Origin of the sequence: Mesorhizobium sp. CO1-1-8, assembly GCF_020164875.1 — a bacterium.
In the GTDB taxonomy this organism is placed as follows: Bacteria; Pseudomonadota; Alphaproteobacteria; order Rhizobiales; family Rhizobiaceae; genus Mesorhizobium.
In genome coordinates, this window is record NZ_JAIUGZ010000006.1 from 212,703 (window position 1) to 231,800 (window position 19,098).

Sequence of the window (19,098 nt, forward strand, 5' to 3'; positions counted from 1 at the left end):
GGGGGAAGCCGGCACGCCTCCGGTACAAGGGAGGAATGCATGGCAGGGCTTCTTGCTCTATCCAGGACTATTGATCGCGCCAACGAATTCATCGGCAAATGGATATCGTGGCTGATCCTGCTGGCGATCCTGGTGAGCGCCGCCAACGCCATTATCCGCAAGGTGTTCGACATATCCTCGAACGCCTGGCTCGAGCTGCAATGGTATCTGTTCGGCGCCGCCTTCATGCTGGCCGCCGCCTATACGCTGAAGCAGAACGAACATATCCGCATCGACATCGTCTACGGCCTGTTTTCACGCCGCGTACAGCACTGGATCGACCTGCTCGGGCATCTCTTCTTCCTGATGCCGTTCGTGACGCTGATGGTGATTTATTTCGTGCCCTATGTGTCGCTGTCGTTTCGCAGCGGCGAGATGTCCAACAATTCCGGCGGTCTGATCATCTGGCCGGCCAAGGCCATCCTGCTCATCGGTTTTTTCCTGCTCGCTCTGCAGGGCATCTCCGAGATCATCAAGAAGATCGCCATCATGCGCGGAGACATGGACGACCCCAATCCGTTCATATCGGTGCATGAGCAGGCCGAACTCGAAGCCAAGGCGCTGGCCGACGAGGTGCGCTCGTGATGGAGTTCATCGCGCAGAACATGGCGCCGATCATGTTCGCCTCGCTGATCATCTTCCTGCTGATCGGCTACCCCGTCGCTTTTTCCTTGGCCGCCAACGGCTTGATGTTCTTCTTCATCGGCGTGCTGCTATCCCCCTATTCCGGAGGATCGATCAACCTCGCCTGGCCGCTCCTGCATGCATTGCCGGATAATTTCTACGGCAGCCGGGTGATGTCGAACGACACGCTGCTGGCCATCCCGTTCTTCACCTTCATGGGCATCGTGCTCGAGCGATCGGGTATGGCCGAAGACCTGCTCGACACGATCGGCCAGTTGTTCGGGCCCATCCGTGGCGGCCTTGCCTATGCGGTGATCTTCGTCGGCGCGCTTTTGGCGGCGACCACCGGCGTGGTGGCGGCTTCCGTCATCGCCATGGGCCTGATCTCGCTGCCGATCATGCTGCGCTATGGTTATGACCGCCGGCTCGCATCCGGTGTCATTGCCGCCTCCGGCACACTTGCCCAGATCATCCCGCCGTCGCTGGTGCTGATCGTGCTTGCCGACCAGCTCGGCCGCTCGGTCGGCGATATGTACGCGGGCGCGTTGATCCCGGGCCTCGTGCTCACCGGCCTCTACATGTCCTACATCCTGATCATGTCGATCATCCGGCCGAACTCGATGCCGGCGCTGCCGCTCGAGGCCCGTACACTCGGCCATGGCGTGATGTCGCTGCTGGTGGCTTTGCTTGTCACATCAGCGGTTTCCTACGCGGCGTATCGTTATCTGGCGCCGGCACATGGCGACAATGCCGACATTCTCGGTGCGACTGCCGGAGTGCTGTTCATCTACATCGTCGCCATTGCCGACAAGCGCCTGAACTTCAACATGATGTCCAGGCTCGCGCAGCAGGTGATCATCGTGCTGATCCCGCCACTGGCGCTGATCTTCCTGGTGCTGGGCACCATCTTCCTGGGCATCGCCACGCCGACCGAAGGCGGCGCAATGGGCTCCGTCGGCGCCTTGTTCATGGCGGCGGCCAAGGGGCGCTTGTCGCTTGACGTCGTCAAGCAGGCACTGGCCTCGACGACAAGGCTGTCGTCATTCGTGCTGTTCATCCTGATCGGCGCACGGGTGTTCTCACTGACCTTCTACGGCGTCAACGGCCACATCTGGGTCGAGCACCTTTTGACGTCGCTGCCGGGCGGCGAGGTCGGCTTCCTGATCGGCGTCAACATGCTCGTCTTCTTCCTCGCCTTCTTCCTCGACTTCTTCGAATTGGCGTTCATCATCGTACCGTTGCTGGCGCCCGCCGCCGACAAGCTCGGCATCGACCTGATCTGGTTCGGCGTGCTCCTGGGCATCAACATGCAGACCAGCTTCATGCACCCGCCCTTCGGCTTCGCGCTGTTCTACCTGCGTTCGGTGGCCGCGCGCGTACCCCATCTCGATCGTCTCACCGGCAAACAAATCGCGCCGGTGACCACCGGACAGATCTATTGGGGCGCGGTGCCCTTTGTCTGCATCCAGGTGATCATGATCGGGTTGACCATCGCCTTCCCGCAAATGGTGATGCACTACAAGGGAACGGCCGTCGATCCGGGCACCATCGACTACAAGGTACCGGAGGTGCCCGGCCTGTCGCCGCTCGGCACGCCGCCGGCGGATGGAGCGGCGCCAGTTGGTGGCGGCACGGCGCCGGCAGCTCCTGACCTTTCGCAACCGCCCAGTTTCGGCGATCCGACACCGGCAAAGCCGGCAGCGCCACAGCCCGACTTGTCGCAACCGCCAAGCTTCAACTGAACCGGCATGGTCAAAACCATGAAAGCGGTGCGGCTGGAAGCAGTGGGCGGCATCACGCTGCGCGAAGTCGACATGCCTGACATCGGTGCGGATGAGCTACTGGTGCGCATCGAAGCCTGCGGCGTCTGCGGCACGGATCGGCATCTGTTTCACGGCGAATTTCCGTGCACGCCGCCGGTGACGCCCGGCCATGAGTTCTCCGGTACCGTCGAGGCGATCGGAAAATCGGTCTCGGGTTTTGCCATCGGCGATCGTGTCACCGGCGACCCCAACATCGCCTGCGGGCGCTGCGCGCGTTGTCACGCGGGACAAGTCAATCTCTGCAGCAATCTGCGCGCCATCGGCATTCATCGCGACGGCGGCTTTGCCGAATATCTTGCGTTGCCGCAGAAGCAGGCTTTCGTCCTGCCTGCCGGCTTGAATCCCATGCACGGTGCCTTCTGCGAGCCGCTCGGCTGTTGCCTGCACGGCGTCGACCTTGCCGGTATCAAACCGGGCAGTTCGGTGGTCGTGCTTGGTGGCGGCGTGATCGGCCTGCTCACCGTGCAGCTGGCACATTGGCGGGAGCCACGACCATCATCCTGTCGACCAGGCAAGCCTCGCGGCGCGCGCTCGCCGAGGACCTCGGCGCGACAGTGACGATCGATCCAACCGCCAATGTCATCGATGCCATCGCCGGACCGGCGGGGCTGGTGCCAGGCGGTGTCGACGTCGTCTTCGAATGCGCGGGCGTGCAAGAGACCGTCGAGCAGTCGATGCGGCTGGCCCGCGCCGGTGGCACGATCGTCATCGTCGGCGTAACGCCGCAAGGCATGAAAGTGGAATTCGAGCCGTTCGACCTGTTGTTCCGGGAACTGAAGGTGCTCGGTTCCTTCCTCAATCCCTACACCCATCGCCGCGCCGCCGAACTCATCGCTTCCGGTGCGATCGAGATCGACAGGCTGATCTCCAGGCAGGTATCGCTTGAAGAAGCGCCAGCGGTGATCGCCAATCCGCCGGCGCCCGGCGAGGTCAAGGTTCTCGTGGTGCCGGGGCGAGGCTGAACCGCTGGCTTCGCCCTCCCGGGATATACAGAAAAGCTCCCTGAGCGGGTTCCGCCCAGAGAGCTTTTGAGCAGAAGTCCGGCCGACTACAGCTTGCCGTTGCGCTGCTGGACCATCATGAAGGTGTCGTAATTGTATTCGGCCACCTGCGCCCAGAGATAATGCTCCTTGCGGAAGCCCTTGATCGATTCCCAGATCTTCTTGAACGGGGCGTTGGAGGCTTCCATTTCGGTATAGACCTCGTTGGCCTTTTCGAAGCAGGCAGCCATGATCTCCTGGCTGAACGGGCGCAGTTTCGCGCCGCCGGCTACCAGCCGCTTCACCGCCGCAGGGTTCAGATAATCGTATTTCTGCAGCATGTTGGCGTCGGCCGCCTGCGCGGCGGTGTGCAGCAGCGACTTGTACGTCGGCGAAAGTTCTTCGTACTTCGCCTTGTTGAACATCAGGTGGACGGTCGGGCCGCCCTCCCACCAGCCGGGATAGTAATAATAGGGCGCGACCTTGTAGAAGCCGAGCTTCTCGTCGTCATAGGGACCAACCCATTCGGCCGCGTCGATGGTGCCTTTCTCCAGCGCGGGATAGATATCACCGCCGGCGATCTGCTGCGGCACGACGCCGAGCTTCTGCACCACCTTGCCGGCAAAACCGCCGATTCGCATCTTGAGGCCGGAAAGGTCGGCCACCGTGTTGATTTCCTTGCGGAACCAGCCGCCCATCTGCACGCCGGTGTTGCCGCCCGGCAGGCCGAAAAGGCCCTGCGTGGCGAGAAACTCGTTGAACAGGTCGATGCCGCCGCCATGGTAATGCCAGGCATTCATGCCGCGTGCGTTGAGCGAAAAGGGAACCGCCGCACCGAGCGCCCATGTCGGGTCCTTGCCCCAGTAATAATATGCCACCGTATGGCAGGCCTCGACCGTGCCGGCCGTGGCGGCGTCGGCGGCCTGCAGACCAGGCACCAGCTCCCCGGCAGCAAAAACCTGGATCTGGAAATTGCCATCGGTGGCTTCCGACAGCATCTTGGAAAACACCTCGGCGCCGCCGTAGATGGTGTCGAGCGACTTCGGGAAGGACGACGCCAGCCGCCACGTCACCTTGGGATTGGACTGGGCGATTGCAGGCGCCGCCAGCGCGGCCGCCGCCGCCGCGGCACCGACGCCGGTGACACCGGTCTTGCGAATGAATGAACGACGATCCATGAACTTCCTCCCTTTTGGATCAACAGGCCGACGTCAGGAAATCCTCGGTTTCCCTGTCGGTTCGTTGGAGACAATACACAGGCAAGAAGTCGAGTCCAGCAGGCCGGCCCGATTTGACGGCGAAGCCCGGCTGCCCTGCAACTATAGTCTAACAGGCCGTTTGGTGGCCCATGCGAGACGTTGAAACTTGGCATGGAAAAATGCCCGGCGATGGCCTATTTTGCAGGCAGGACATCCTTGCCCAGATGGAACACAGAGCCAAATGCACCAGCCGCTCGTCGCCATATCGACCGACGTCCGTCAGTTCGACAACTACACCTGGCATGCCGCCCCACAACAATATCTGGAAGCGGCGATCACCGGCGCCGGCGTGTTTCCGGTGCTGGTGCCATCGTTCGGCGACCGGCTCGATTTCGACGAACTTCTGTCGTCGGTCAACGGCGTCATGGTCACCGGCTCGAAATCCAATGTGCATCCCTCGCTCTATGGCGGCGACGCCAGCGAAGCCAATGGCCCCTATGATCCGGCGCGCGACGCCACGACGCTGCCGCTGATCCGGCGGGCGATCGAACGCGGCGTGCCGCTGCTCGCCATCTGCCGCGGCATCCAGGAATTGAACGTGGCGTTGGGCGGCACGCTCGGCACCGAGATCCAGGAGCGCGAAGGCTCGCTCGACCACCGCGCGCCGGTGAGCGACAAGCAGGACGAACGCTTCGCCATCCACCAGACCATTTCGATCAAACCTGACAGTTGCCTGGCCGGCGTGTTCGGTGCCGGCGACATCAAGGTCAATTCGTTGCACCGCCAGGCGATCGACCGGCTGGGCTCGAAGCTGCAGGTCGAGGCCGTCGCCACCGACGGGACGGTCGAGGCGGTTTCGGTGCGCGACGCCCGCGCTTTCGCCGTCGGCGTGCAATGGCACCCGGAATACTGGGTCAAGTCGGACAGCAACTCGGTGAAGATATTCCGTGCCTTCGGCGATGCGGTTCGGCTGCACGCCGCAGCGAAGGCTGGCGCGCGGGCCGCAGCGGAATAATCAGTCGCCAGATTTCTTGTTACCGGTGGCCGCCAGCGACAGCAGCGGCAGCGCCGGGGCATAGGATTCGTAGCCGTCGCCATCGGCAGCCGCGAAGGTGACGATTGGATCGGTGCCATTGACGCTGAAGGCGACCGTGCCGTCGTTTTGTTCGCGCCAGAACTTCGCCCGCTCGATGCCGGGCAGCAGCCGGCGGCAGTTCGCTGCCACCGTCAACAGTGACAGGCCATCCGAGATCGAAGCGCCACGCCTCACCGCGCAATCCCCCTCATCGCCATTGGCAACCAGCCTGTACGTGTTGGACGGCGCGGCTTCATTGGCGACGCTTTCCCCATTGCCGTCATGAAACAGTTGAACGCCGCCAACCAAGGCTGCGGCTGCGATTAATGGGGAAAGCACTTTCATCATTCTCATCCATGCACGAGGACAGGATGAAGAATGATTTCAAAGGGTTAAGCCGGCGTTAATAAATGTGGCAAACTGCCGTCGGCACCGCGAACAAGGCGTACATTCCGTAGTCAGGGACCGCGACTAGTTTATATCAAAACTTGTAGCTGAAGCCGACGCGGACAGCCTGGGTCTTTACATCGGTCGGATAATTGAAGCCGCTATCGGTCGCCGGATTGTCGGTGAAGGTGCCGAAATCACTGTAGCGATACTCGACGCGCGTCGTCCAGTTTTGCGTGAAGGCATACTCGAGACCGGCGCCCAAGGTCCACCCGGCTTTGGTATTGGACGAGTCGTCGGTCGTTCCACCATCGTCGTACTTAGTATCGAAGTGAGCAACCGCAAGACCGCCAGTCGCGTACAACAGGGCCGGTCCCATCGCGTAGCCAAGGCGTGCTCGTAAAGAACCCTGGACGTCGATTTTGGTTTTGATGGTGCCAGCAAACTCGGAATCTACTGAGCCGCTCGCTCCCGAGCCCTCGATATCGCCTTCGACGCCGAGAACATATGAACCGAATGCCTGATTGTAGCCGAGGTGAATGCCGCCGAGCACGCCGTTGGATTTCCACGAATCGGACCAATCGGAAACGCCAGTTCCTATCCCTGAATCATGGCTGTCGACATCTCCCCAGCCATACCCGATCTGAGCGCCGACATAGGCGCCGGTCCAGTCGTAGGCGACGGGAGCAGAGACGAGCGCATCGGCAGCGAAAGCGCTGCCTGAAACGACGACAAGCATTGTCGATGCAAGAAGAAGAGTTTTCACGTAGCGCCCCGCTCGTTGGTTGTCGGCAAAATACCTTGCTTCAGCCGCGTATCAAGCGCGGATCAGGGTGCCGAGGTGTCAGAAGCGCCGATTTCCGACCTATGGTTGCAGATCAGCCACGTTTCGCCGCCTATTGCGGCCTACCTTGCTAGGTCCTGGCCTTCACATTCACCGTCTCTGGCACCGGGGTCAGCGGACGGCGCTCGGTGAACCAGGACACCAGATTGTCGACGCACAGATCCGCCATGGCGCGGCGAGTGTGGTCCGAGGCCGAGCCGACATGCGGCAGCAGCGAGGTGTTGGGCGCATCGAGCAGCGCCTTGGGCACGTTCGGTTCGTCGGCAAAGACGTCGAGGCCGGCAGCGGCGATGATGCCGGTGGCGAGGGCTGCCGCAAGCGCTGCCTCGTCGACCGTGCTGCCGCGACCGATGTTGACGAAGACGCCATTGGCGCCAAGCGCCGACAGGATTTCGGCATTGACCGCCTTCTCCGTCGAGGCGCCCCCCGGCGCGACCGAAATCAGCGTATCGACGGCTTCGGCAAGCCCTTTCAGGGTCGCATGGTACTGGTAGGAAAGACCATCGACACGGCGCCGGTTGTGGTAGGCGACCGGCAAGCCAAAAGCTGCCAGACGCCGGGCGACGGCCTGCCCGATGCGGCCCATGCCAAAAATACCCACACTGCGCCCGCGCAAGGTCAGCCGGCTCAGCGGATAGTTGCCCTTGCGCACCCAGCTGCCGTCGCGCAGCCAGGTTTCGGCGCGCGGCAGATCGCGGATGGTGTTGATCAACAGCCCGATCGTGGTGTCGGCGACCTCCTCGGTCAACACGTCCGGCGTGTTGGTGACCATGATGTTCTTCGCTCGGGCATGGCCGACATCGACCGAATCATAGCCGACGCCGAACGAGGCGATGAGCTCGAGGTTGGGCAATGCATCCATCATCGCCGCGTTGATGCCGGCGAACGAAGCGATGCCGCGCACATCACTGCGCATCTCGTCGGTGACGAGCGCCGGATCGGCGCGTTCGATTCTGACACGCCTGAACGTGCGGTTGATGCGGTCGACCGCATGGTCGTTGAAATCGCCCGGCACCAGGATGGCCACGGATTGCAGCTGTTCGGCCTTGGTCATGCACGCTCCACCGGCTTGCCGGTCGACTGACGCACATGCAGTTCCGGCTTGATCAGTTCCTGAGAGGGCCGCACCGTCTGGCCGTTGAGCTTGTCGAGCAGCGCGCTGGCGGCGCGGCGGCCAACCTCGCGCTGGCCGTTCCAGACGGTGGTCAGCGCCGGCGTCGCGATCGCCGCCTCTTCGAGGTCGTCATAGCCGGTGACGGAGATGTCGACGCCGGGCACAAGGCCGGCACGGGCAATGCCGTTCATCAGGCCGATGGCGACGAGGTCGTTCCAGCAGCAGGCAGCCGTCGGTCTGTCCTTCAGCGCCAGGAACTGTCCGGCGGCCTCGAAGCCGGCCTGCTTGGTGCGCGGGCCGGCGATGCGCCATGACGGCCTGACTTCCAGCCCGGCCGCCTCCATCGCGTTGACATAGCCCTGGTAGCGGTCACGGCCGGTCGAGGTCTGGTCGGTGCCGCCAATCATGGCGATGCGCTTGTGGCCGAGCGAGATCAGGTGGTTGGTGGCGAGGCCTGTTCCATAAGAGTCGTCGCCGCGAAACACCGGCACATCGGCACCCTCGACGGTGCGAGCGATCAGCACCGCAGGGAGGCCGTTCTCCTCGGCCATCACGATGTCGGAAGCCGGCGTGCCGATGGCCGGCGACATGATCACGCCGTCGGCGCCGAGCTGCAAAAGCGTATCGATGAAGGTGCGCTGCTTTTCGAGCTGATCATAATGATTGGACAGGATGAAGGTCTGCCGGCTGCGGTCGAGCTCGCTTTCGATCGAGCGCAGTATCTCGGCGAAGAACGGATTCATGATGTCGTGGACGACGACGCCGACAATACCGGAACGCGAGGTGCGCAGGCTGGCGGCGCGACGGTTATAGATATAGCCGATGGCGCGGGCATGTTCCTTGATGCGGTCGCGGGTGGTGCCGGCAACCAGAGGGCTGTCGCGCAGAGCCAGCGAGACCGTGGCCGTGGACACGCCGAGCGCATCCGCGATCGTCGAAAGCTTGATTTTTTGTGCCAGCGACGTGTGCTCCCCGGATCTGAATTTCCAGACCTAAACCGTTTAAAGGCGGCGTTATGCCATCGATCGGGGGCAAATCAAAGTTTTTTTGCCAGCGCTTCGGCCTCGACATCCGAGGCAGCGCGGCTCCGCAGCCGAAGCCGATGCTCGCGATGGACGATGTAGAGGCCGCTGGCGACGATGATGGCGGCGCCGACCAATGTCCAGCGATCGGGAAACTGCTTGAAGACGATCCATCCCGAAATGATCATCCACACCATCTGCGAATAGGGATAAGGCGCCAATGCCGTGGTTGTCGCCAGCCGGTAGGCCTGGACCAGCAGCCAGTGACCGACGCCGCCGAACACGCCGAGCATAAGCAGCACGAACCAGTGCCAGGCGTCATGCGGCAGGGAAAACGAAAACGGCAGCAAGGGCAACAGCAGCAGCGCCGGCGCCAGGGCCGAAAACAGGATAAGGCTTTCCGACGTCTCGGTCGCCGACATGCGGCGCGTCATGATGACGTAGAAGCAGTTGGACAGCATCGAGCCGAGCGCAAAGAGGTGTCCAACGCCGAAAACGCCGACGCCCGGCCGGGTGATAATGAGGACGCCGGCAAAGGCCGTCAGAATGGCCAGCCAGCGCCGCCAGCCTGCCCACTCGCCAAGCAGCGGACCGGCCAGCGCCGTGATCACCATCGGCCCGAAGAAATAGATCGAGGTGGTCTCGGCCAGTTGCAAGGATTTGAGCGCCAGGACATTGAATATCGTCGATCCGAACAGGAATGCCCCACGCAAGATATGCGCCGGCAGGTTGACCGGACGAAACCGCACCGGTTCGCGCCAGCCGCGCAGCAGCGTGCCGACCAGCACGACATGCACGGCAAAGCGCACCCAAGCAACGATCAGCACGGAGACGCCGGCGAGGACGAGGTATTTGCTTGATGTGTCGAGGAAGGTGAAGCAGACATAGGTGGAAAGCATGCACAGGATCGCCACCGGCGGTGTCGCGCTTTCTACATGTCTTTGGGGAGCACTCACTTGCAGACCGGGTGGGAAGCTGGGCTGGAGCCCACCTTTGCGGGAATTGCCGGCTCCCGGCAAGCCAATTGTCGGCTATCGCCACGCCAAAGCCGGCTGGCATAACAAAGTGTCGGCGGCAGGCTTAGTCGATACCTTTGAAAGCTACGGGTGCATACGGGCGCCCTTGGTGATCTTGTCGACCAGCTTCTTCTCGGCGCGAAGCGCAATACCGACCACCTTGGCGTCTTCAGGCGCGAATTCGGCGAAGACGGCGCGGTTGGCCGCGTCAAAGCCGGTGGCGAACATTTCCTCGACATAGAGCGAGGTGGTCACGCCGCGCTCCAGCGTGCGCCGGTGGATGGTGCCCAGCGTCGCCTGGTCGGCCGACAAAACGATGACCGGCTGGATCGACAGCGGGTTGTAGAGATTGCCGGCCCGGTCGCGATAGGGTTCGCCGATGATGTCGGGAAACTGGGCGACGATGCCGCTGGTCAGGAAGGCGGTGACGTTGAGTTTCTGCCAGACAGGCAGATCCTCCCGGAGCACGATTGCAAATTTCGTATTGAACATGAGAAAATAGGCCATTCGAGGTTGCGCCCCGGTTTCGGGACTGAAGGAGACGATGTCGCACGATCTAGACAGCCAGGCCTTCAGGGGTCTTGGACGTTTGTGCGTTGATGCCGCGGAAAACTGCATCATCTCCGCCCCCGATCCCGCCGGCATGGAGCGGATCGAGGCGCGTTTCCATGGCAGCGCGTTCGACCTGCATCGCCACGACACCTACTCGATCGGGGTGACGCTGCACGGGGTGCAGACGTTTCGCTATCTCGGCGCTGCGCGCCACAGCCTGCCCGGCCAGATCATCGTGCTGCATCCAGACGAGTTGCACGATGGCGGTGCCGGCACCGAGGACGGCCTGCGCTACCGGATGCTCTATTTGGAGCCGTCGCTGATGCTCGATTGCCTTGGCGGCGCTTCGCTGCCGTTTGTCAGGGATGGCGTGGTGACGGACGCGGCCTTTTGCGCAACGCTGCTTTCGGCGCTGGGGCCGCTGGGGCAGGAGCTCGATGCGTTGTTCGTCGACGACTTCCTGGTGCAACTGATGCAAAGCCTGACACGCCATGGCGGCCAGCCGGCAAAGCCGATGACCAGGACGGCGTGGCGGGCGGCGGCACTGGCACGCGACTATCTCACGGAAAACCTGACCCGGCCGGTGCGTTCCGGCGAACTGGAAGCGATAACCGGGCTCGACCGCTATGCCTTGTCACGGCATTTCCGCGCCGCTTTCTCGACCAGTCCGCATCGCTTCCTGGTGATGCGCCGGCTTCAACGCGCGCGGCGGATGATCGCCGCCGGCGAACCATTGGCACAGATCGCGGTCGAAGCCGGCTTCAGCGACCAGAGCCATTTCATCAGGCAATTCAAGAAGGCGTTCGGCATGACACCGGGACGCTGGTCGTCGCTGATCCAGGGCTCTGCCGCGGCGGCTTGATCGCCTGCCGCGACAATCTGCCGGGTCAGTCGTCCGACTCGGCGTCGTCGTCGATGAGCACCAGTTCCTCGTTCGAGAGGTTGGCCTCGATGCGGGCAAGCAGTTTGAACAGCGACTTCTGGTCCTTCTTGTCGAGGCCCTTCAGCGCCTGCTTTTCGGTCTTCTTCACCGATTTCTCGATGGCGTGGATGATGTCGCGGCCTGTATCGGTGAGGAAGATATGGGCCTGGCGGGCGTCGGCCTCCGAGGCGCGCTTCTCTAGGAAACCCTGGGCCTGCAGCCGGTTGATGGTCTTGGTGATCGTCGGCGGGCGCACGCCGAGACGTCCGGCAAGATTGCCCGGCGTCTGGCCGTCCTCACGGTCGAGCGCCAGCATGATCTGGTCCTGGCCGGCATAGAAGCCGTGCGCCAGAAGCCGGGCCGCCAGCGCCGTTCTTGCCAGCCTTGCCGCGGAATGCAGCCGGCTCATTGTCGCAGTCTTGTCCGCCTTGGCCATGGTCTTCCCTCTTCGGCCGTACCGGTGCGGGGCAGCATAGAGGCAGCCGGCCGGTTGGCAATCGACGATCAAAAAGATTCCGGTGCTTCAAACAGCTTTGCCGGCAAGCATTGTGGTGTCCGCCGTGGCTAATGCCAGATGTTTATTTCAGTTAGATGACAAACGAATTCCGAGCCTGAGTTTTCGTCGCGAGCAGGATGGTGGAGTGACCGCCGCTCAGCCGGGCTTCACCGCCGCGATCATCAGCGCTGATAGGCATCCTGCAGTTCGCGCAGCGCAGCCATAAAGCGAGGCCTAGGTAGCCGAAGATTGGGCGGCCATTGCCGAGGCCGGCAGGAAGGCACCACCTCCGGCGGTGACCGCGATCAACCCGAGCGCCTGGCGCCGGCTCAATGAGAAGGCGTATGGCTTGCGGACATATCTCGCTTCTCGAATTGGCCTTCCGCATCCTGACCTTGGCAATCACAGCGGCTCTCGCCAGTCAAAATCCGGTAATGCAGCAAGCCGGTTTGGCCCATCGGTTTGCCCCGTGCAAAAGCCCGGCGCACATCCTATATGGAACCAACAATCCCTTTTTTGAGGGCCGGACTTTCGCGGCCCAGCACTTTCGAGGCAGCCATGAGCGACGTACAGACGCAGATCCCCGTAACCGTTCTCACCGGCTATCTCGGCGCCGGCAAGACGACACTGCTCAACCGCATCCTGTCGGAAAACCACGGCAAGCGCTACGCTGTCATCGTCAACGAGTTCGGCGAAATCGGCATCGACAACGACCTGATCGTGGAATCCGACGAGGAAATCTACGAGATGAACAATGGCTGCGTCTGCTGCACGGTGCGCGGCGACCTAATCCGTGTCGTCGAGGGTCTGATGCGCCGCCCCGGCCGCTTCGACGCCATCGTCGTCGAGACCACCGGGCTCGCCGATCCGGTGCCGGTGGCGCAGACCTTCTTCATGGACGACGACGTGCGCTCCAAGACCAGGCTTGACGCGGTGGTGGCGCTGGTCGACGCCAAGCACCTGCCGCTGCGGCTCAAGGATTCCAGGGAGGCCGAGGACCAGATCGCCTTTGCCGACGTCGTCGTGCTCAACAAGACCGACCTCGTCACACCAGAAGAGCTCGCCAAGGTCGAGGCGACGATCCGCGCCATCAATCCGGCGGCAAAGATCCACCGCACGACGCGAGCCGGCGTCGACCTGACCGAAGTGCTCGACCGCGGCGCCTTCGACCTGTCCAGGGCACTGGAAAACGATCCGCACTTCCTCGAGGCGCATGAGGATCACCACCATCACGACCACGATCATGACGGCCACGATCATCATGATCATGATCATGACGGGCACCACCATCACGACCATGCGTCCGACATCCATGACGTGACGGTACAGTCGGTGTCGCTGCGCGGCGGCGAGATGGACCCGAAGAAGTTCTTCCCGTGGATCGAGAAGATCACCCAGATGGAAGGCCCCAACATCCTGCGGCTGAAGGGCATCATCGCGCTCAAGGGCGATGATGAGCGCTATGTCATACAAGGCGTGCACATGATCATCGAGGGCGACCACCAGCGCGCCTGGAAAGACGGCGAAAAGCACGAGAGCCGGCTGGTGTTCATCGGCAGGGAACTCGACGCCGAGCGGCTGAAGAAGAGTTTTGATGCCTGCCAGGCCTAGGCAATCCCTCGTACCGCTGTTCAATGCGGGTTGAATATCTCTTCATGTACACATATCATGTGTACATGAAGCCAGTGGCGAGGAGTGATTTATGCCTAGATCATCCGACAACAAGACCGAGCGCTACCAAATCCGCATTCCGCCTGAGCAGAAGGCGATGATCTCCCGCGCCGCAGCGCTGTCACATAAGGACATGGCCGACTTTATCCTCGACAAGGTCGTGCCCGAGGCGCAGGCCGTGATCGAAGCAGCCGAGGTGACGAAGGTGTCGAGTCGCGATTTCTCGCGCATCCTCGATCTGCTGGAACATCCGCCAAAACCCAACGCCAGACTCAAGGCCGCGATCGCCGCTTTGCCGAACACTCTGTGACACTCCCGTCCTGGCACGAAGAACCAATTGCGAAACGTCACGATCGGGCGTCCTTCGATTGCGGCGACGCGCAGATGAACGATTTTCTACGGCGGTTCGCGCGACAGAGCCACGAGCAGAATGCGGCCAAGACCTTCTGTGCGATCGATGACGCCGCTTCGGAACGTATCCTTGGGTTCTACACGATCGCGCCGTCTGCAGTCTTCCATGAAACCGTGCCCGAAGCCATGACGAGAGGCTTGGCGCGACACGAGGTTTCCGGTTTCAAGCTTGCCCGGCTCGCGACCGATGGCACCGTCGCAGGGCAAGGACTCGGAGGTCAGTTGCTTGCTGCCGCAGCATTGCGTTGCCTGCGGCTCGCTGGCGAGGGCGGCGGCATCCTGCTCATCATCGATGCTAAGAGCAAGCGGGCGGCAAGTTGGTACGCCAGCTATGGCGCCGAGCACCTCCAGGGATCGGAGTTGACCTTGGTAATGCCCCTGGCAACATTTGCGACTGATCTGCGGGACAAGGGACTGCTTTGACGATCGTCTCTTGCGACTTGCCAACCCTTTTGGTTGCCGGAACCGCAAACGTCGAGTAAGCCGCCCGGGCTGTCTCTGCATCTCATCTAGGTGAACAAGATAACCATGCCCACAGTCGCCCCGCTTGATCTCGAAGGCCATTGCATTGCCGCCGTCTTCCTTGGCGACGTGCCGCATTTCGCGCTGGCTGACGGCGCCATCCATCGGCTCGACCATGGCCACAAAACGGTTCAGGCCAATGACGGGCTGCTAGCCGCCTTCCACGATGTCGCCAATGACCGGCTGATCACCGGCGGCGAGGACGGCAAGGTGTTTGCCGTGAAAGCGGGCGGCGAGGCCACCGAACTGACCAGTGCCGGAAAAAAGTGGATCACCAGCGTTGCCGCCGGGCCACAGGGCGCCATCGCCTATGCCTCAGGCAAGACCGCCTTCGTGCTCTTTGCCGACGGCAAGACCAGGGAATTCATCCATCCGCGTTCGGTGGAGGGGCTGGCCTTCTCGCCCAAGGGCATGCGCTTCGGCGTTGCCCGCTACAATGGCGCGACGCTGCATTTCCCGGCCGCCGAGGGCAAGCCGGTGGAACTCGAATGGGCCGGCGCCCACACCGGCATCACCTTCTCGCCGGATGGCGCCTTCCTCGTCACCACCATGCAGGAAAACGCGCTGCACGGTTGGAAGCTCGCCGACGGCAAGCACATGCGCATGACCGGCTATCCCGGCAAGGTCAAAAGCCTGTCGTGGAGCGTGAAGGGCAAGTGGCTGGCGAGCTCCGGCGCACCGGCGGCGATCGTCTGGCCGTTTTCAGGCAAGGATGGCCCGATGGGCAAGGCGCCGCTGGAACTCGGCACGCGCGGCAACGCCATGGTGACGGCTGTCGCCTGCCATCCGAGCCAGGATGTCGTCGCCGTCGGCTATGATGACGGCATGGTGATGGCGGTGCGTTTTGCCGACGCCAAGGAAGTGCTGTTGCGGCGGCCGGGCAAGGGCGCCATCACCGCGATGATGTGGGACAAGGAAGAACGCCGTGTCGCCTTCGGCAGTGCCGCCGGCGATTGCGGCGTCATCGACATCACGGCCTGACCCCGCTCACTCCGCTCCGCACGACACTTTGCCGCTGATTTCAACCGGTTCGCCGTCCTGGTCCGTATCCGCCGCGGCGTCGTAGATGGAGAGCGTATAGCTCCCGTCGTAGACGCCTTCGTCGCTGGTCTTGGTCAGGATCGTCAGTTCGACCGAGTTGATCTTTTGCGCGGCCTCGTGCTCACGATAGATGTTCAGCCGCAATTCCTTGCCGTCGAGCCAGTACTGCGTCAGGTTGGAATCCTCGAACACGGTCTTGCGCAGGCTGTCGCCGGCAGGCCGGCTCAGAATTTCGAGGTTGCCGCGAAAGTTGAAGGTCGGCCCACCCATGCCTCTGGTGACGCCGGCTTCGACCTCGAATGTCGCCGCCGCGTCCTCGGTGGAGCACCAGATGCCACCCGACGCGAAGGAGGCGCCAGCCGACGACAGCAGCACTGCCACACAGATGATCGTTCGCATTTCGCCCCTCCACCTCAACTCCCGCTCATATTGGCGCTGACTTCGGCAGCACGGTCAAGCGCCGCTGCCAAAGGCTGAGCCAACGCAGGACAGATGCGCGGCCAATTGCGGATGCAGACACGGATTGGCTAAGAGGGATCGACCAGAGGGGTCTTCATGCACAGCGATATGTCCAAAACGTCCATCGGCGGCATCGGCCGCGACCGCATTGCCGATTTGGGCGAGACCGAGGGGGCAGCCTTCCGCAAGGCGCGGCCGCAATCGCACGCAAAGGTCGGCAACGGCCTGCCCGGCTTCTTCGGCGGCGTCCCTATGCACTGGATGAACGACTGGCCGACGCCGTTCCCGATCCTGGTCGACAGCGCCAGGGGTGCGACGATCACCGATATCGACGGGAACAAGCTCGACGATTTCTGCCTTGGAGACACCGGCTCGATGTTCGGTCATTCGCCGCCGCCGGTGGCACGCGCCATCCGCCGCCAGGCCGGGCGCGGCCTTACCTATATGCTGCCTTCGGAAGATGCGCTCGCCATCGGGCCGCTGCTGCAACAGCGTTTCAGCCTGCCGTTCTGGCAGATCGCGACGACGGCGACCGACGCCAACCGCTTTGCATTGCGCGTCGCCCGCGCCGTCACCGGCCGGGAGAAGATACTGGTGTTCAACGGCTGCTATCACGGCTCGGTCGACGAAACGATGGTGCGGCTGATCGACGGCAAGCCTGTCAACCGGCCGGGATTGGCCGGAGAGTTCCGCGACCTGACTCGTACGGCCAAGGTCATCGAGTTCAACGATATCTCAGCACTCGAAGCCGCGCTTGGGGATAAGGACGTCGCCTGCGTCATCGCCGAGCCGGTGCTGACCAATTCCTGCATGGTGCTTGCCGATCCGGGCTACCATGACGCGCTGCGCAAACTGACGCGCCAGGCAGGCACTCTGCTTCTGATCGACGAGACGCACACGATCTCGACCGGCCCCGGCGGCTATACGAGGAAGTATGGTCTCGACCCGGACTTCTTCGTGCTGGGCAAGCCGATCGCCGGCGGCGTGCCGGCCAGTGTGTGGGGCATGAGCGACGACGTTGCCTCACGCTACGCAGATTACAACAGGATCAAGGAGCCGGGCTATTCCGGCATGGGCACGACGCTCTCGGCCAACCCGCTGCAGTTCGCGGCGATGCGCGCCACACTCGAAGAGGTGATGACGCAGGAAAATTATGACCGGATGGATCATCTGGCGCGGCGGCTCGATGCCGGGCTGACCGGCGTGATCGATCGCTACCGCTTGCCCTGGCATGTTTCGCGCGTCGGCGCCCGTGTCGAGTTTATCTGCGCGCCCGGCCCGTTGAGGAATGGCGCCGAGGCGGAAACAGCGCATGCACCGGAACTGGAGGCCGCCATCCATGTCGCGCTGGTCAATCGCGGCGTGCTGATCGCACCCTTCCACAACATGATGCTGATCTCGCCGGCAACGTCAGGTCCCCAGGTCAACCGGCTGATCACCGCTTTCGGCGCGGTTGCGGCAAAGCTTGCGGCATGAGACAAGCGGCGATGGACCATCCCAATGCTATTATGACCTCACCTTCGGGCTCGACACCCGCCGAGGCGCAAGCCTTTCTCGACGCCCATCCCGAGATCGAAGCCTTCGATATCGTGCTGACCGATGCCAATGGCGTCGGCCGTGGCAAGATCGTGCGCCGGCATGAACTGAAGAGCATCTTCGAGGGCGGCCGCCACATGCCGATCTCGATCCTCGGCCTCGACATCACCGGCGAGGATGTGCACGAGACCGGGCTGATCTGGACGACCGGGGACGGCGACCTCAGGGCCTGGCCGATCCCCGGCACGCTAGTGCCGCTCTATGGCACGAGCCCGCCGCGCGGCCAGTTGCTGATGGCGATGTACATGCTCGACGGCCGGCCGATGTCGTCGGATCCGCGGCTTGCGCTTGCGCGGCAAGTCGACATCCTGGCGGCCAAGGGTCTGTACCCGGCCGGCGCCTTCGAACTCGAATTTTTTCTGCTGGCCAACGAACGCGACGCCGACGGCAAGGTGCAGCCGGCGCGCGCCGTGCTCGATGGCCGCGTCTCGGGCAAGACCGAGGTTTATTCCGTCGACCATCTGCACGGCATGGAGCCGCTGTTCTCCGACATCTATGCCGCTGCCAAGGCGCAAGGCATTCCGGCCGAGACGGTGATTTCCGAATATGCGCCCGGCCAGTACGAATTGACGCTGAACTACCGCAAGGACGTGATGCGGGCGGCCGACGATCTGGTCATGCTGAAGCGCCTGGTACGGGCGCAGGCGCGCCGCCACGGCGTCACCGCCTGTTTCATGGCCAAGCCGATCGAGAAATATGCCGGCTCGGGCATGCATTTCCACGTTTCGCTGCAGGACAAGGCCGGCCGAAACGTCTTTGCAGAAGCCGGCGGCGAGAGCTGGTCGCTGCCGCTGCTGCAAGGGCTCGGCGGCTTGATCCAGACGATGGCGGAATCGATGCTGGTGTTTGCACCGCACGCCAATTCGTGGCGGCGCTTCGTTTCGCAATCCTATGCGCCGGTGGCGCCGACCTGGGGCGTCAACAATCGCTCGGTGGCGCTGCGCGTGCCGGCAGGCGACGCCAAAAACCGGCGCATCGAGCACCGGCCGTCCGGCGTCGACGCCAACCCCTATCTGATCGCCGCGACCGTGCTCGCCGGTATCATCAAGGGCATGGATGAAGGCCTCGATCCGGGACCCGAAACGACCGGCAACGGCTATGAGGCCGCGGTCACGCGCACCACCATGCCTGTCGACTGGCGCGCCGCGATCGAAGCGGCGCGGACGTCCAGCTTCCTGAAGAACGCGCTCGGCGAAGACCTGCACCGCACCTTCGTGGCGATTAAGCAGTCCGAGTACCTGCGTGTGGCACGCACGGTCAGCGAACTGGATTACCACCTCTATCTGCACGAGGTTTGATGGATTC

The 19,098-nt window shown here is 62.8% G+C and carries 19 protein-coding genes and 1 pseudogene; 11 read left to right on the top strand and 9 right to left on the bottom strand.

What is annotated here, in order from left to right; translation table 11 throughout:
* Positions 1 to 39: 39 nt before the first annotated feature.
* The 3 genes and pseudogenes from LB558_RS14680 (at position 40) to LB558_RS14690 (ending at position 3,448) form a co-directional block, all read left to right on the top strand.
* The gene (locus tag LB558_RS14680; protein ID WP_127412900.1) at positions 40 to 624 is read left to right on the top strand and encodes a TRAP transporter small permease subunit; all 585 of its coding nucleotides are present in this window, start codon (positions 40 to 42) and stop codon (positions 622 to 624) included.
* A complete protein-coding gene (locus LB558_RS14685; protein WP_224698383.1) occupies positions 624 to 2,405 on the top strand; it encodes a TRAP transporter large permease in 1,782 nt (593 codons plus the stop codon). Before LB558_RS14680 ends, LB558_RS14685 begins: the two co-directional genes overlap by 1 nt.
* A gap of 18 nt (positions 2,406 to 2,423) precedes the next feature.
* Positions 2,424 to 3,448 (top strand): annotated as a pseudogene (locus tag LB558_RS14690) (zinc-dependent alcohol dehydrogenase family protein).
* Between the two features lie 86 nt (positions 3,449 to 3,534).
* On the opposite strand, the gene LB558_RS14695 reads toward LB558_RS14690, so the two are convergent.
* The gene (locus LB558_RS14695) at positions 3,535 to 4,644 is read right to left on the bottom strand and encodes a TRAP transporter substrate-binding protein (RefSeq protein WP_224698195.1); all 1,110 of its coding nucleotides are present in this window, start codon (positions 4,642 to 4,644) and stop codon (positions 3,535 to 3,537) included.
* A gap of 262 nt (positions 4,645 to 4,906) precedes the next feature.
* Here LB558_RS14695 and LB558_RS14700 point away from each other — a divergent pair, with 262 nt between their 5' ends.
* Complete coding sequence (locus tag LB558_RS14700; RefSeq protein WP_224698196.1) at positions 4,907 to 5,680, top strand: gamma-glutamyl-gamma-aminobutyrate hydrolase family protein; 774 nt, start codon at positions 4,907 to 4,909, stop codon at positions 5,678 to 5,680.
* On the opposite strand, the gene LB558_RS14705 is transcribed toward LB558_RS14700, so the two are convergent.
* The 6 genes from LB558_RS14705 to LB558_RS14730 form a co-directional block, all read right to left on the bottom strand.
* Entirely contained in the window at positions 5,681 to 6,085 is a 405-nt protein-coding gene (locus tag LB558_RS14705) for a hypothetical protein (protein ID WP_224698197.1), read from the bottom strand.
* A 136-nt stretch (positions 6,086 to 6,221) separates the two neighbouring features.
* Complete coding sequence (locus LB558_RS14710; RefSeq protein ID WP_224698198.1) at positions 6,222 to 6,893, bottom strand: outer membrane protein; 672 nt, start codon at positions 6,891 to 6,893, stop codon at positions 6,222 to 6,224.
* 148 nt (positions 6,894 to 7,041) lie between these two features.
* Positions 7,042 to 8,025: a 2-hydroxyacid dehydrogenase gene (locus tag LB558_RS14715; RefSeq protein ID WP_224698199.1), complete on the bottom strand. Its 984-nt coding sequence runs from the start codon at positions 8,023 to 8,025 to the stop codon at positions 7,042 to 7,044.
* Positions 8,022 to 9,044, bottom strand: coding sequence for a LacI family DNA-binding transcriptional regulator (locus LB558_RS14720; RefSeq protein WP_127259551.1), 1,023 nt, complete (start codon positions 9,042 to 9,044; stop codon positions 8,022 to 8,024). Before LB558_RS14720 ends, LB558_RS14715 begins: the two co-directional genes overlap by 4 nt.
* 77 nt (positions 9,045 to 9,121) lie before the next feature.
* Positions 9,122 to 10,006, bottom strand: coding sequence for a DMT family transporter (locus tag LB558_RS14725; RefSeq protein WP_224698200.1), 885 nt, complete (start codon positions 10,004 to 10,006; stop codon positions 9,122 to 9,124).
* A gap of 201 nt (positions 10,007 to 10,207) precedes the next feature.
* A complete protein-coding gene (locus tag LB558_RS14730) occupies positions 10,208 to 10,615 on the bottom strand; it encodes a DUF2000 family protein (protein ID WP_224698384.1) in 408 nt (135 codons plus the stop codon).
* Between the two features lie 52 nt (positions 10,616 to 10,667).
* Here LB558_RS14730 and LB558_RS14735 point away from each other — a divergent pair, with 52 nt between their 5' ends.
* Positions 10,668 to 11,537, top strand: a complete 870-nt coding sequence (locus tag LB558_RS14735) for an AraC family transcriptional regulator (protein WP_224698201.1) — start codon at positions 10,668 to 10,670, stop codon at positions 11,535 to 11,537.
* Between the two features lie 25 nt (positions 11,538 to 11,562).
* Here LB558_RS14735 and LB558_RS14740 read toward each other — a convergent pair whose 3' ends face one another.
* Positions 11,563 to 12,033 (bottom strand): MarR family winged helix-turn-helix transcriptional regulator, encoded by a 471-nt coding sequence (locus LB558_RS14740; RefSeq protein WP_013528223.1) that lies wholly within the window; start codon positions 12,031 to 12,033, stop codon positions 11,563 to 11,565.
* Between the two features lie 618 nt (positions 12,034 to 12,651).
* Between LB558_RS14740 and LB558_RS14745 the strand changes: the two genes are divergently transcribed.
* The 4 genes from LB558_RS14745 (at position 12,652) to LB558_RS14760 (ending at position 15,678) form a co-directional block, all read left to right on the top strand.
* A complete protein-coding gene (locus LB558_RS14745) occupies positions 12,652 to 13,704 on the top strand; it encodes a CobW family GTP-binding protein (protein ID WP_224698202.1) in 1,053 nt (350 codons plus the stop codon).
* A 91-nt stretch (positions 13,705 to 13,795) separates the two neighbouring features.
* Entirely contained in the window at positions 13,796 to 14,074 is a 279-nt protein-coding gene (locus LB558_RS14750) for a DUF1778 domain-containing protein (protein WP_224698203.1), read from the top strand.
* Entirely contained in the window at positions 14,071 to 14,598 is a 528-nt protein-coding gene (locus LB558_RS14755; protein WP_224698204.1) for a GNAT family N-acetyltransferase, read from the top strand. Before LB558_RS14750 ends, LB558_RS14755 begins: the two co-directional genes overlap by 4 nt.
* 105 nt (positions 14,599 to 14,703) lie before the next feature.
* A complete protein-coding gene (locus tag LB558_RS14760) occupies positions 14,704 to 15,678 on the top strand; it encodes a WD40 repeat domain-containing protein (protein ID WP_224698205.1) in 975 nt (324 codons plus the stop codon).
* A 6-nt stretch (positions 15,679 to 15,684) separates the two neighbouring features.
* Here LB558_RS14760 and LB558_RS14765 read toward each other — a convergent pair whose 3' ends face one another.
* Positions 15,685 to 16,137, bottom strand: a complete 453-nt coding sequence (locus tag LB558_RS14765; RefSeq protein ID WP_224698206.1) for a hypothetical protein — start codon at positions 16,135 to 16,137, stop codon at positions 15,685 to 15,687.
* A gap of 156 nt (positions 16,138 to 16,293) precedes the next feature.
* On the opposite strand from LB558_RS14765, the gene LB558_RS14770 reads away from it, so the two are divergent.
* Both LB558_RS14770 and LB558_RS14775 read left to right on the top strand, forming a co-directional pair.
* A complete protein-coding gene (locus LB558_RS14770; protein WP_224698207.1) occupies positions 16,294 to 17,673 on the top strand; it encodes an aspartate aminotransferase family protein in 1,380 nt (459 codons plus the stop codon).
* A gap of 32 nt (positions 17,674 to 17,705) precedes the next feature.
* On the top strand, positions 17,706 to 19,091 hold the full coding sequence (locus tag LB558_RS14775) for a glutamine synthetase family protein (RefSeq protein WP_412033467.1): 1,386 nt from the start codon (positions 17,706 to 17,708) through the stop codon (positions 19,089 to 19,091).
* Positions 19,092 to 19,098 lie beyond the last annotated feature (7 nt).